We start from the raw sequence: 13,260 nt of genomic DNA, 5'->3' as shown, positions 1-13,260 counted from the left end.
CGGCTTCGGAGGTCGAGCGGCACTCCGCCAGGAACGCCTTCCTGCTCCCCCGTCCGTCGGCTCGCCTGGCCCGCCGGGCCTGTGGACGTCACCGGGGCGCCTCGGCGTAGAGCGCCAGGGTGCTCTCGGCCGTACGGGCCCAGCTGTACCGCTCCCATACGTAAGCCGCGCCGCGAGCGGCGAGCCGGTCGGCGGCCAGGCGGTCTCCAAGGCAGTACGACAGCGCGGCGGCCAGCTCCTCCGGGTCGTCCACGGTGAGGCGGAGCGCCCCGTCGCCAACGACCTCCGGTGAGTAGCCGGGACCGACCACCACCGGCCGGCCCAGCGCCATCGCCTCGACCGCGACCAGCCCGAACGGCTCGTACTGGGACGGGAACACGCAGACGTCGGCCGCCAGGAAGTGCGCGAACACCTCGGCCGAGTCCACGAAGCGGTAGCCCGCGACCACATGTCCGGCCACGCCCGTCTCGTCGATCGTCCGCGCGATGTCCGCGTCGTCATCTGTCTGCGGGAGCTGCGCGCCAAGGAGCACGATCCGGGTGTCGTGCTCCTTGACAATCCACGGCACCGCTCGGATCAGCGTGTGCACACCTTTGTGCCGCGCCAGGCGCCCGGCGAAGACGACGAGCCGTCCGTCGCCGCCGGGCAGGTAGCGGCGGCGGATCGCCATACGAAGCCGTTCCCGCTCGTCGCCGGACAGGATGGCCAGCCGGAGCAGTTCGGGCTCCTCGAACCCATGCGCCACCACCCGCAGCCGGTCGGCCGGCCAGCCACGAGCCGCCAGGTCGTCGCGCATGGCGGCGCTCGGCACCACGATCAGGCGGGCCAGCCGGGCCTGGACCGTCTCCAGCGCGTCAAGTGCGACGGCGAGCACGGAGCGGCGCGAGGCGGGGGCCGCGCTGAGTTCGCGGTTGTGCACGTGGAACACCACCGGCAGCCGGCCCAGCACCCGGCACAGGATCCCAGCCAGGCAGCCCATCCAGTCGTGTACCGCGACCACCGCCTCGGACCGGGAGTCCCCGGACGGCCTCCCGTCAGACCGCTTGTCTTCGGACCGGGCCGCCTCGGTACGCAGGATGCGGCTGGCGACACGCAGGTTGAACACGACCATCCCCGCGCTCCTGGCTAGCAGCCATACCGCCCGTGCGGTCCGGGAACCCGGTGCGTGGCCGCGGCCCGCCGTCGGCAACCGGTGCAGGGTGACGTCACCGATGCGTTCGGCCTCTGGCGGCCGGCCCCGGCGGGCGGTGCCGTACACCTCGACCGGTACGCCGCCGTCGCGGAGCGCGTCCATCATCCGCTCCGCGTACCGGCCGAGCCCGCCGACGATGTCGGGCGGCACCTCGGAACACACGACGTAGACCCGGCGCGGCCGATTCGACCGCCCCGGGCCGGCGGTCAGCTCGCGCATCGCCGGTACGCCTTCCTGGCGAACTCCAGGTCGTCCGGGGTGTTGATGCCGCGCGCCTCGTCCGGGTCCGCGACCGGCACCACCGTGGTGCGCCACCCTCGGTCCCGCGACAGGTACGGCAGGAACGGCAGGAAGTTGACCTCGCCGGTGGCGGTGCCGTCGCGTGCCCCGGCCAGATACCGGGTCCACTCCTGCCGGAGCCGGTACGTGCTCAAGCAGAACACCCCGACGTCGCTGAGCCCACCGGGACGGCATTCATCGCCCTCCCGGGACATCCGCACCCGCAGCAGAGTGTTGGAGGGCAGGTCGTGCTCGTATTCGACGTATGGGTCCGGCATCGGCAGCAGCGGAACGACGAGCCCCGGAACGTCGTCGGACGCGGCCTCCCGGTGAAGGCGCACCACCTCGCCGACCGTCCGCCCGGACAGGTTCGCCTGGTCGCCCCAGACCACCACGATCGAGTCGTACGCCTCCCAGCGCGGGGCGGCCGCGAAAACGGCGTCGCCCATGCCCCTCGGCTCGTCCTGGACGCTCACCGAGACCTCGCCCAGGCGGATCTCGGCGGCCGCGAGGCGCCGGAACGGGGCCTCGCCCGCGGGGGACAGCACCACGTGGACGTGCGCGACCCACGGCGCGAGCCGCTGGTACAGCAGGTGCCAGACCGTGACTCCGTCGGCGATCTCCAGCATGATCTTCGGAATGCCGAGGCCGAGCCGGGTGCCCTGCCCGGCCGCCGGGATCACCGCGCAGATTCCCCGGTCACCCATTGATCTTCGCCTCCGTACCGAGAAGGGACACGATCTCGTCCAGATCCCGTACCGGCACCGCGCCGAGGGCGGGCTCGTCCGTGTGGACCTGGAGGGTCAGCAGTCCGGCGCCGACGGCGGAGGCCACCCCGTGCGTGGAGTCCTCCACGGCGACGGCGTCGGCGGGGTCGACGGCCCAGTCCTGGCAGGCCCGCAGGTAGAACCCCGGGTCCGGCTTCGCCGACGGAGCATCGTCGGCGGTCAGCGCCGCGCGGAACCATCCGGCCAGTCCGCAGGCAGCCAGGACTCGCTCGACCGAACCCCGAGACCCGCTGCTGACCAGGTACGCCGTACGCCCTCGGTCGGTCAGGCACTCCAGCAACCGGCGTGCCCCCGGGAAGAGACGCACCCTGCCCGCGTCGACGTACTCGCGATACAGCCGCTGCTTGCGCCAGACCAGTCGGTCCATGACTGCGGGGTCGGCGCCCAGACCGGCCACCACCTGGCGGGTACTCGCCCCGGCGTTGCCGTCATACGTGAACGAACCGAGCAGTCCGGGCGCGATCTCGGTGATCGCGGCGCGGAACGCGGCCTCATGGACCGGGCTGGAGTCGACGAGCGTGCCGTCCAGGTCGCACAGCCAGACCCGCCGCCCGACGATCGCCGCGGCGGCCCGGCTCACCCTGTCCTCGACAGGGCCGCATCGCTGGCGACACCGGCCAGGGCCGCGAGGGTTCGCGACCCTGAGTGGACGCCGGGACATTCCGGGTCCTCCAGGTCGGCGACGATCCATCGCACCCCCGCCCAGGCATGGCGGTCGGTGTCGCCCGCCGCGGGGACCCCGTTCCCGTGGCACAGCACGTGGGTGATGGTGCGCCGCTCGTTGCCGGGATCGCCCAGGTAGCGCAGGGTGTGGCCGACCAGGGCATGGGCACCCAGCCCCTGCACGTCGTGGTCGTCCCGGATGTTGACGACGAACACCTTGGCCACGGCGCGGCTCTCCGCGAGTGCGTCCGCGACGCCCGGGGTGAGATAACTCGGCAGCAGCGACGAATGCGGCGTCCCCGGCCCGTACACGACGAGATCGGCCTGCCGGATCGCATCCCCGGCCTCTGGGTTGAGCGTGACCTCGGCGCCGTCGCGCGCCAGGGTTCGGCGTAGCCGGTCGACCTGCAGCGTTTCCAGCCGGACCAGCCGTTCCGGGGTGATCGGCTCGCGGACCAGGAACAGATCGGTGATGGCGACCGCGTCCTGCGGGGCGACGATGTCGGCCTCGTTGGCCAGCAACCGACCGTCCCGCTTGCGCGCGACCAGGAAGGCGTTCTCGCCGTTGGTCACGTTGACGAGCCGTACCGGCGATTCGAGAGCCTGGACGCAGCAGCGGATCGCGGCGTTGAAGTCCTCGCCCAGTCGAAGGTACGCGCCCGCGAGCACGAGGTTGCCGAGCGCGCAGTCGGCGAGGTCCAGGCCGGGGTGGCTGCCGAGCCTGTCCAGCAGGACGGACAGTTCCCGTACGAACACCGCCCGCGTGCACGGCGGCAGTGCCCCGAACGCCCCGAACCCCGGGGACTGCGGGGAGGCGAGAGCACCGATGAGGTCGCCCAAGTCGTCCCGAGTGGTCCCGGCCGGCAGGCGATGTTCGAGGACCTGGATCAGCGCGGCCTGCGCCGGATCGTCGGCGTAGAGGTGTAGCTGGAGGTTCTTGCGGAAGTCCGAAGGCCCGAGCATTCCCGGGAGGTAGCGGCGCAGCGCGCCCGTGGACAGCCCGTTGTCGTACCCGTTGATCACTACGGACAGGTCGACCTCCGGGGCCCGCAGGAGCCCGCGCGCGATGCTGGCCGCGCCCCGACCTCCGCTGAACAGGGCCACGGCCGCGCGGCCGAGACGGCGCGAACTCATCAGGTCTCCTCAAGCGCACCGGGCCGCACGATCACGGCGAGCTCTTCAGGTACGGCAGGAGCGCGCAGCACGCGCCGGCGAAGCAGCCACCGCCGATAGCCGAGGTAGCCCACGAACAGCGCTCGGTCACAGGCCCCACGCCAGAACCGCCATCCGCGACGGCCGCCGCCGCGTTCCCGGTGCTCGATCGGGATCTCCACCCAGGTATGGCCGAGTTCGGCGACCCGAGCCGTGATCTCGGTCGAGCAGTTCATCCCGCCCGACTCCAGCGGCAGCGCACGGAACAGCGGGCCGTACACCACCTTGAAGATCGAGTTGAAGTCGCGGTACCGGGTGCCGTGCAGGACGTTGCTGACCGCGCCGCTCGCCGCCGAGCCCCACCGGTAGGCCAGGCCGTCGGCCTTCCTGATCCGGGCGCCGGAGAAGGCGCTGCCGGCGCCGTCCCGAAGGGGCCCGAGGAACGAGTCCAGGTTGGCGATCGGGAACTGGCCGTCGGAGTCCAGCAGCACCACCCAGTCCAGCCGGGTCGCGGCGATCGCGGCGGCGATGGCCGCGCCCGCTCCCCGGTTGCGGTGGAATCCGACCACGACGAGCCCGGGGCAGCCCTCCAGCAAGTCCTCCAGGATCGCGCGGGTGGCGTCGGTGCTGCCGTCATCGCAGACCACGATCTCCCACGCGCCGATCGCCGGGTGCGCCTCCAGGTACTCCCGCCATTCCGTCACCGCCGCCGCGATGTTGGCGGCCTCGTTGAAAGCGGGTGCCGCGATCGAGATGGCGACGGTACGGGACACCGGCATGGATGCACCTCTCGCGGTGATGTCGCGGACATGGGCGGCCGGCGTCGACGGACCGGACCTGGCATCGGTGCCGGTCATGGCGCGGGTTCGGTCGGCGCGACGGCGAACGAACGGCCGATCCACCGGTCCAACGGGAGCAGCGCCACCCCGACGACGATCGGGACGTGCGCCAACGCGAACAGGATCGTCGCGCCGTACGAGATCGGCCCGCCGGTGAACACCGAGATGTGCGGGGCGTCGATGACCTCGGGCAGTTCGATCGGGTTGACGAAGTACCACATGAGGTCGAGGAGGCCGGAGAACACGATGAGGATGCCGTTGACCGCGATCTTCAGGCAGTTCCCGGGGGATCCCCCGCCCAGCCGGTACGCGGCGGCGACAGTGAGCACGATCCCGGGATAGAGCAGCAGGTACAGGTGGGTGTAGAAGCTGTCGTGCTGGGCGCGCTCGGCGTCCATGTAGTAGAAGAAGCTGATCCGTGGGAGCAGATACGCGGTGAAGAAGACGAACGGGACGTACACCAGCCAGTGAAGGCGTGACGACGCCCACGGGAAGAACGCGATCGCGACGCACAGGCAGGCGAACGCGAGCAGCTTGACACCGAGCTGCCACGTCTGCGCGATCTCCCTGGCGTGCGGCGTGGCCAGCCATACGAACGCGGCTCCGGCGCCACCGGTGACAAGCGCGATCCACCAGATATGACGGGCCCTCGCGTGCATCGTTATGCGGACGACACCCCCGCCGCGCCCGGAACCGGGCCCGGCCGATCCCCCGCCGGTCGGACGGGTCGGCGAAGGCGTGATCTCACTGCCTGCTGTCATGGCTCAGCGCCTCTCTTCCGGTGTCGTCACCCTGGTGCGCCCCTACGACGTGGCACCTCGGATGACGCTGCGGAGTCATGTCCAAGGGGGAATTCACGCCCGCGGCATCATCGCTGCGGAGCATGCGAAAAGATATTTTCGCGAAGATAAATTTCAGGGGAGCGACAATTGCATTTCGCGAATAACCGGCGCGCGCTATCGTAATATCGGGCCGGCCAATTAGGCGAGTCCCGCGCCGGGTTCCCGCGGTACGGAAGAGGTGAGTCCTTCGCGGGCGGCCTTCCGAAGGCTACGCCAGAAGGGCGATCCCGACTACCGAAGTTCATGTTTTCGCAGTTCAGCGACATACGAAGGAATGCGAACCGTCATGAGTCCCGGATCCCGAACACGCCCGGAGAATGCGATGGACGTCTTAATGGCGCGCGACCTGCCGATGAAACTTACAAATCGGCGATCTATGCAGCCTCGTATTCGTTGATGAGCCGCCGGGAACGGGTCTTCGCAAGCACGAACCTCGTGATCATGTAAGCCAAGCCGCCGAGGAACGAGAGGTCGCCGCGTAACTCCGGAGTCAGCTTGATGCCGGTCAGTTCCTCGGCCCAGACGAACACCGGCCCCTCGTTGATGTTCCACACGCCCGGAAATCGGGCGTCGGAGCGGCCTACGATCTCAGCGAATGCGGCCGGCATGTGGTCGGGTTCGGCGTGCCTGTCACCGATCATGAAGCCTTCCTGGGGACAGAAGCTGATCTGCTCCTGCCCGCCTTCGAACCAACGGAAGTCGTGGAGTGCCTTACCCTCCGGCAGGAAGTGCGAGACGACACGAGCGCCCTCCGACAACCGCTCGACGATCTTCTCGCCGACCCCGATGTAGCGGTTGTCGATGGCCGGCGTCCAGTCACCGATGACGACCACGGCGACAAGCGGGACCCGCCTGTCGTATAGAGACGCCACCACTGCTCGACCATCTCTGCGGCCTGGTGGTCCAGTTCCGGCAGCACCGAGGTGTAGGTGTCGGCGGTCAGCACGATGCTGGCGCGCCCGATCTGGCCCTGCACCACCGGCAGATCCACATGCGCGGCCAGCGCCATCGTCACGGCGCCGTGCCGCAGTTCGTGCAGCCGCACGCCTATGGAACCGGTAGGTCAGGTAGTCCGGCGCCACCGCGGCCGCCGTCCTGACGGGTGAAGACGTATCCCATGTCTCCCATGTCGTCTCACGCCTGGCCGCGACGAGTCATCTCGGCCCGCCGATCATGCTCATGACGGCGCAGGAGCCGGACCGTCTGCGGAACCAGCGCCACCGTGCGCCTGCCGACCGCGCTCTTGGGCGGGAACGGCATCAGCTTCCCACCGACGTGCACCAACTGCTGGGCCATGGCGAGTTCGGCGGTCTTCAGGCTGAGGTCCACCCAGCGCAGACCGGCCAGTTCGCCCCGGCACAGCCCGCGCAGCGCAGCCAGCCACCACAGCGGGAACAGGGAGTCCTCGCGGACGTCGTCCACGAAGGCCACCAGCTGCGAGATCGTCCAGACCGCCGCCGTGGGCCCCTCTCCGGTGGCCTTCCACGCCGCTATCCGCCGGTCGGTCCACACCTGCGCCCTCGGACATGGCGCAGCCGGCAACCTCACAGCGGGCGGGATTGCTGTCGATCAGTCCTTCCCGGACGGCCTCGTTCAGCGCCACCCGCAGCGTGGCACGGATCCGCTCCAGCGACGCCGCCGCCAATGGCCTGCCGTACCGGTTTCGGCACCCGGCCAACGCCGTGAACATGCGCCGGACATCGCGCAAGGACAGCTCCGACAGCCTGATCCGCCCCAGCGCCGGGACCAGGTGCAGTCGCACGTGATCCGCATACCCCTGACGCGTCCTCGGCCGGATTCCCCTGGTCGGTCGCCAGCCAATACCGCAACCACTGCGCTGTTGTGCACCCCACACCGGTCGGACCGCCCTGTTCAGCCGCGATCAGCTGCTGCCCGGCCTGCTCGACCTCGCCCGCGCTTGCGTAACCTCCTCGCCGGACACGTTCCCGCCGCCCCGACAGACCTTGCAACTGCACCGCGAAATACCACGAGCCATGTCCATCAACGACCAGCCGCTGGCATCGCCCGCTCCGACCGGTGCAACCGCACCGCTTGTAGACCACCGGATGGCTTCTCACCCATCGCCATCACCTCCCCCAAAAGAGGAACGACGATCCGGTGATCGCCGATGGTTCCTGATCAGGGCGGCGATCGTGTTCGAGGCGATTTCCGCCGCTCTGGGTGGGGCTGGTTGATTAGCAGGAGTCCTGCGGAGTTCGCGAAGACGTGACGTTCGAAGCGCAAGTCGGCACCGCGGATCTCGGCCAGGCGGCCCTGCACGCGCAGCCGTCCCAGGCGCAGTGGCGGGTCGACGCGGGTGCCGATGGCGAGGGTGATCGGTCGGCGGCAGCAGGTCGACGAGCTCGATCCCGACGTCGTCGGTGACGACGTGGAGGTCGTCGAGCACGACGACCAGACGCGGGCCGGTCACCGGCAGGTTCACCAGGACGGGGACCACCACGTCGGCGCTGCGCCGGAGCGGCTCGGGCCACGGCCTCCACCGGTGCGGCGACGCCCGGCCTGACCCGGTCGACGGCGTGGCCGACGGCCACACAGAACCGCGTGTCGGCGGGTTCCAGTTGCAGCCAGGCCTTCTCGACGTCCAAGGAGGCGAGCAGGGTCGTCTTTGCCCGATCCAGCCGGGGCGCTGTCGAGGATCACCTGCGGAAGTGGGTCGGTCACAGTCCGGATGAGTTCGGCACGGACGACGTGACGGGCCGGGGGCGCCAGTTTCGTGGCGGCGAGCGTCACCCTGGTCAGCCTATAAGCGGCCGCCCGGGAGGGGCTGGGCGGCCCTTTCTCAGATCGCGAGGACCTGGAGTTTGACCTCGTAGGCGTATGGCGACTCGTCGTTGCCCTCGATGAACTGGGTGGGCAGGATCCTCGTCTGGCCGACCGCCAGACCGTTGCAGTCCTGGGAGTTGACCACCGCCGTGCCGAGCAGGGTGCCCAAACCTGCGGCCGGGGGCGTCACCTCACGCAGCGAGAAGATCGCCGACCCCGTCGACGTGCTGATCAGCCCGCTCGGCCTCTCGAAGGCGGCGCTGTACTTCGTCTTGCCACTGGCGATCTTCACCCAGTCCTTGTGGACGGTCGGGTAGAGGTTGCCGCCGACGCTGAAGCGGAGCTCGTCCTTGCCGTCCATCTCGTTCAGGTTGTTGGCGTAGATGGAGTAGAGCTCCGCCCGGCACGGGACGTCGGCGTGCGCGGGGGCAGCCACCGCGACAGGTACCGCCAGGATGGCGAGCACCACTATGAGTTTGCGCATGATCGGTCCTTCTCGGAATGGGCGCCCGCGACGGTCGCGGGCGCCGCACCAGGCTGCGGGGACCACCGTGAGCACACCGTTAAAGCCCAGCTGGACCGATAGATCGGGCGGACGTACACTCCCCCTGTCATGGGGGACGCGATTACGTTTCTGTTGTTCGGCCCTCCGTACATGGCGATCGGGGAGACGCCCGTCGCGGTCCGGTCGGCCAAGAGCCGGGCGCTGCTCTGTTACCTGGCCGCCGTACCGGGTCCGCGTCCGCGCGCCGAACTCGCCGGGCTGCTCTGGGGGGAGCGGCCTGACGTGCAGGCCCGGGGAAGTCTGCGGCTGGCCGTGTCGGAGCTGCGCAAGGGGGTCGGTGACTGGCTCGACGTCAGCCGCGACCATGTGGGGCTGCGCGGTGAGGTCGCCTGCCATGTCGACCACGCCCGGCTCGGGCGGGCGGCCACCATCGGGGAGGCGCTGCCGCTGTGGCGTGGGGAGTTCCTCGACGGGGTGACCTTCTTCGACGCGCCCGCCTTCGCGGGGTGGCTCGCCGCCGAACGGCTGCGGGTCCGCGCCCTGTTCCGGGATCTGCTGGTACGGAAGGCGGGTCCCGCCCACGAGGTGGTCAGGCTGGCCCGGCTGCTGGCCGACCTCGACCCGTACGACGAGGAGGTGCACCGCCTCCTGATCACGGCGCTGGCCGAGACGGGCAACCGGGCCGCCGCCCTGGTGTGTTACACCGAGCTGGGTGACCGGCTGGCCACCGACCTCGGCGTGGAGCCGTCAGCCGAGACGCGGGCCGTGCGGGAGGCCCTGGGTCCGCAGCGGAGACGGGGCGCGCCGCCCGTGCCGAGCACCCCGCTCGTCGGGCGGGACGCCGAGGTCGAGCAGGTGATGGCGCTGCTCGACCGGGAGCGAATCGTCACGCTGCTCGGGCCCGGTGGGGTGGGCAAGACACGGCTGGCACTGGCCGCCGCCGCCCGCACACCCGCCGCGGCGTTCGTCACGTTCGCCGGAGTGGGCCCGGAGGCGGCGGTCACGACGGTGGCCCGGCGGCTGGGGATGGACCTGTCGTCGCCGCGCCCGGCCAGGGAGCTGCTGCTGGAGGCGCTCGCCGAGCGTTCGCTGCTGCTGGTGCTCGACAACCTGGAGCATCTGCCGGGGTTCGACGTGGTGATCGGCGAGCTGCTCGCCGCCTGCCCTGACGTGCGGGTTCTGGCCACCAGCAGGCGTCGGCTGGGCCTGCCGGGTCCGGCCGTCGTGGTGGAGGGGCTGGCCGCCGACGCGGCCGGGGAGCTGTTCGCGGTCCGGGCCCAGGCGGTCAGGCCCGGCTTCGACGCCCACGGTGAGGCCGCGCTGGTGGCCGGGATCTGCGCCGCCACCCGGGGCCTGCCGCTCGCGATCGAACTGGCCGCCGGGCTGCTGCGCGCCCTGTCCTGCGCCGACGTCGCCAAGCGGCTCGACCTCGGCCTGCTCGGCGCCGACGGCCCGGCGCCCCGGCCGCGACACGCCACGATGCGCCGGGTGTTCGAGACGTCGTGGACGCTGCTCACCCCGGAGGGGCGCCGCATGCTGGCGGCGCTGTCCGTGTTCGCCGGCGGTTTCACCCTGGAGGCCGCGCTCGACGTCGCCGAGGCCACCCCCGAGGTGCTGGTCCACCTGGTGGACCACAGCATGATCACGTTCCAGCCGCCGGGCCGCTACCTCATGCACCCGCTCATCCAGCGGTTCGCCGCCGAACACCTCGTCGCGGAGGAGCCGGTCCGGCTCCGCCACGCCCGCCACTTCGCCCGCCTGCTCGACACGCACGCCCACGGCATCCGCGACGCGGCCGACACGCAGGCGCCCCGCCTGCTCGGCGCCGACCTCGACAACATCCGCCTGGCCTGGGCCCACGCCCCCGAACCCGCCTTCCTCGACCACTACTGGACACTGTGCCTGCGGCTCGGCCTGTACGAGGAGTCGGCGGCCATCGTCGAACACGGCCTCCCCGGTGAACCTCCGGAGTCGCGGGCCCGGCGGCTGCGCATGGCCGCGGTCAGCCACTACCAGCTCGCCAAGGAGCGCCGCGCTCTCCACCTCGCCGAGGAGTCGCTCGACGCGCTGGGCGAGCCACGACCGGCCGGGACTCCGCTCGCGATCGCGGTCGCGGCCGTCCAGCTGATCCGACGAGGCCGCCGCCGACCCCATCAGGCGGAGGCGGCGCAGGCGTTGTCACTGGTCGCCGTGTTCGCCTACTACCGGCAGGACGTCGCCGTGATGCTCTCGGCGACACTGCGGCAGCTGGCCGCCGTCGAGCGGGCGAACGTGCCCGAGTTGCGCGCGGAGGCGTACGCGAACGTCGCCACCGCCGTCAGGATCTCCGGCCAGTCCCGGCTGGCCCGGCGCTACGCCCGGCGGGCCGACGACGCGCTCGCGTCGCTCCCCTTCGACCACGTCGGCGAGGCGGCGAACCGGGCCCGGCTGGCACGCGGCGTCGACCAGCTGGCCTGCGGAGCGCTCGACGCGGCGTGGCGGTCCTTCACCGAAGGCCGGGCGCGGACGCTCGAACCGAGACTGGCGGAGGTCTGCACCGGAATGCTCGCGGAGGCCGCGCTGTGGCGTGGCGAGTTCGCCCAGGCCGCGGAGTTGTACGTGGAGACCGGCGAACTGTCCGCCCGCCGGGTCGGCGGCGACGACATCGGCCGCTACTGGTGCCTGACCGGCCAGGCGGAGGCGCTGCTACGGATCGACGGCGTGCCGTCGGCGCGGATCCGCGAGGTGCTGACGGCCGCAGCCGCCGCCACGGAACGACGACGGACCCACGAGCAGGCGTTCGGCCTGCGGAACGGCCCGATCGTCCGGGTGATCCAGCGGATGCGGCTGCTCACCGGCTTCGCCAGGACCGACCTGCGCGACGGACATCCCGAGGAGGCCGCCGTGTCCGTACGGGAGATCCTGGCCTTGATCGGGAAGCTGCCGTCGGCCCAGCCCGGCATGCTCGAATGCTGGTCGGGGCTGGCCGAGCTGCTGTGGGAACTCCGCTGGCGGGAGCGAGCCACGGTGCGGACCGTGCTCCGGGGCATGCGCGGCTATGTCGCGCGCTACCCGGGAGCGGCGGCCCGGCTCGGGTGGGGCGAGGTTCTCCTGCGGGTCACGGCCGGAATGCCCGCACGGGAGCCGATCCGGACGGCGGAACGGCTAGGGGTGGCCTATGACGTGCGACGGGCCAAGGAGGCCGCCGGTCTCGAAACTCCTAACAAAATGAGCTGAGCCGGCGCCAGCAGATCAGGGCGCAGGCCAAGCTGAGGAACGCCTCGTGAATGTCGGCGCGGATCTTTCAGCGGATCCGTAGACGGCGGAAGGCGTGCAGCAGCGCGAAGGTCTGTTCCACCACCCACCGGTGTCTGCCCAGGCCGGAGCCGTGTCCGGTGCCGCGCCGGGCGATCAGCGGGCGGATCTGCAGCTTCCGGACAAGGCGGCGGTACTTGTCGTAGCCGCGGTCGGCCAGGACGGCATCGGGGCGTCGGCGGGGGCGGCCGCGTTTGCCGCGGATCTTGGGATGGCCTCCAGCAGCGGCAGGAGCTGGGTGACGTCGTCGCGGTTGCCGCCGGTGAGGATAACTGCCAGCGGGATGCCGGTGGCATCGGTGATCAGGCGGTGCTTGCTTCCGGCCCGGCCTCGATCGACCGGGGACGGGCCGGTCTGCGGCTCCCTTTAGGGCTCTGATGTGGGAGGAGTCCACCACGGCGCGGGCAGGTCCAGCGTGTCGGCCGCCCGCAGCCGGTCCAGGAGCAGTTCGTGCAGGCGCTGCCAGACGCCGGCGGCCTGCCACTCCGCCAGCCGCCGCCAGCAGGTCATGCCCGAGCCGTACCCGAGTTCCTGCGGCAGGTGTTCCCAGGCGATCCCGGTGTGCAGCACGAACAAGATGCCCCGCAACGCCTGCCGGTCGGCCAGGCGCTTGCGGCCAGGCTGACGGAACCGGCGCTCACGCTTGGGCAGCAACGGCTCGATGACCTGCTATAACTCGTCACTGATCTCCCACGGCCTCAGCCGCGCCATGAGGCTCATCCCGCCGCAGTCACAGCGAGAGAGCAAATCACAACAGAGATCATTCTGTTAGGGGCTTTAGAGGGCTACGACGTGACGATGAAGACCAGCCTGATGGAGTCCGGCACCCGTTCCGTCGCGGTCGGCCCGCACACCTACCAATCGGGCGGCCTCATCGAAGAGGGGCTGCCCAAGGGCAAGAAGTGGCAGCAGTGGCCAAGCG

The 13,260-nt window shown here is 70.8% G+C and carries 11 protein-coding genes and 1 pseudogene; 2 read left to right on the top strand and 10 right to left on the bottom strand.

Going from position 1 to position 13,260, the window contains the following annotated elements; genetic code table 11:
* Positions 1-88 precede the first annotated feature (88 nt).
* The 8 genes from Aph01nite_RS14255 to Aph01nite_RS14220 all read right to left on the bottom strand — a co-directional run bounded on the left by Aph01nite_RS14255 (position 89) and on the right by Aph01nite_RS14220 (position 7,267).
* Positions 89-1,411 carry a glycosyltransferase family 4 protein gene (locus Aph01nite_RS14255; RefSeq protein WP_204041340.1) on the bottom strand — a complete coding sequence of 441 codons (1,323 nt, stop codon included), beginning with the start codon at positions 1,409-1,411 and terminating at the stop codon, positions 89-91.
* The gene (locus tag Aph01nite_RS14250; protein ID WP_239161677.1) at positions 1,399-2,178 is read right to left on the bottom strand and encodes an NTP transferase domain-containing protein; all 780 of its coding nucleotides are present in this window, start codon (positions 2,176-2,178) and stop codon (positions 1,399-1,401) included. Before Aph01nite_RS14250 ends, Aph01nite_RS14255 begins: the two co-directional genes overlap by 13 nt.
* The gene (locus Aph01nite_RS14245; RefSeq protein ID WP_239161676.1) at positions 2,171-2,839 is read right to left on the bottom strand and encodes an HAD family hydrolase; all 669 of its coding nucleotides are present in this window, start codon (positions 2,837-2,839) and stop codon (positions 2,171-2,173) included. Before Aph01nite_RS14245 ends, Aph01nite_RS14250 begins: the two co-directional genes overlap by 8 nt.
* Positions 2,836-4,056, bottom strand: coding sequence for a 2-phospho-L-lactate transferase CofD family protein (locus Aph01nite_RS14240; protein ID WP_204041338.1), 1,221 nt, complete (start codon positions 4,054-4,056; stop codon positions 2,836-2,838). The genes Aph01nite_RS14245 and Aph01nite_RS14240 overlap by 4 nt, the downstream gene beginning before the upstream one ends.
* A complete protein-coding gene (locus Aph01nite_RS14235) occupies positions 4,056-4,853 on the bottom strand; it encodes a glycosyltransferase family 2 protein (protein WP_204041337.1) in 798 nt (265 codons plus the stop codon). The genes Aph01nite_RS14240 and Aph01nite_RS14235 overlap by 1 nt, the downstream gene beginning before the upstream one ends.
* A gap of 74 nt (positions 4,854-4,927) precedes the next feature.
* Positions 4,928-5,674 carry a hypothetical protein gene (locus Aph01nite_RS14230; RefSeq protein WP_239161675.1) on the bottom strand — a complete coding sequence of 249 codons (747 nt, stop codon included), beginning with the start codon at positions 5,672-5,674 and terminating at the stop codon, positions 4,928-4,930.
* A 455-nt stretch (positions 5,675-6,129) separates the two neighbouring features.
* The gene (locus Aph01nite_RS14225) at positions 6,130-6,627 is read right to left on the bottom strand and encodes a DUF6461 domain-containing protein (RefSeq protein WP_275419230.1); all 498 of its coding nucleotides are present in this window, start codon (positions 6,625-6,627) and stop codon (positions 6,130-6,132) included.
* 262 nt (positions 6,628-6,889) lie between these two features.
* Positions 6,890-7,267, bottom strand: a complete 378-nt coding sequence (locus tag Aph01nite_RS14220) for a site-specific integrase (protein ID WP_204041335.1) — start codon at positions 7,265-7,267, stop codon at positions 6,890-6,892.
* Between the two features lie 811 nt (positions 7,268-8,078).
* Between Aph01nite_RS14220 and Aph01nite_RS14215 the strand changes: the two genes are divergently transcribed.
* Positions 8,079-8,279 (top strand): hypothetical protein, encoded by a 201-nt coding sequence (locus Aph01nite_RS14215; RefSeq protein ID WP_204041334.1) that lies wholly within the window; start codon positions 8,079-8,081, stop codon positions 8,277-8,279.
* Positions 8,280-8,555: 276 nt separating this feature from the next.
* Here Aph01nite_RS14215 and Aph01nite_RS14210 read toward each other — a convergent pair whose 3' ends face one another.
* On the bottom strand, positions 8,556-9,023 hold the full coding sequence (locus tag Aph01nite_RS14210; protein ID WP_204041333.1) for a hypothetical protein: 468 nt from the start codon (positions 9,021-9,023) through the stop codon (positions 8,556-8,558).
* A gap of 129 nt (positions 9,024-9,152) precedes the next feature.
* Here Aph01nite_RS14210 and Aph01nite_RS14205 point away from each other — a divergent pair, with 129 nt between their 5' ends.
* Complete coding sequence (locus Aph01nite_RS14205; RefSeq protein ID WP_204041332.1) at positions 9,153-12,260, top strand: ATP-binding protein; 3,108 nt, start codon at positions 9,153-9,155, stop codon at positions 12,258-12,260.
* Here the strand turns inward: Aph01nite_RS14205 and Aph01nite_RS14200 are convergent.
* Positions 12,244-13,001, bottom strand: a pseudogene (locus Aph01nite_RS14200) (IS5 family transposase). The gene Aph01nite_RS14205 and the pseudogene Aph01nite_RS14200 sit on opposite strands and share 17 nt — an antisense overlap.
* Positions 13,002-13,260: the final 259 nt, after the last annotated feature.

This window comes from Acrocarpospora phusangensis, assembly GCF_016862995.1.
GTDB lineage: Bacteria > Actinomycetota > Actinomycetes > Streptosporangiales > Streptosporangiaceae > Acrocarpospora > Acrocarpospora phusangensis.
Note: the sequence above shows the minus strand (reverse complement) of the source record. Positions and strands in the feature narration are given on the sequence as shown.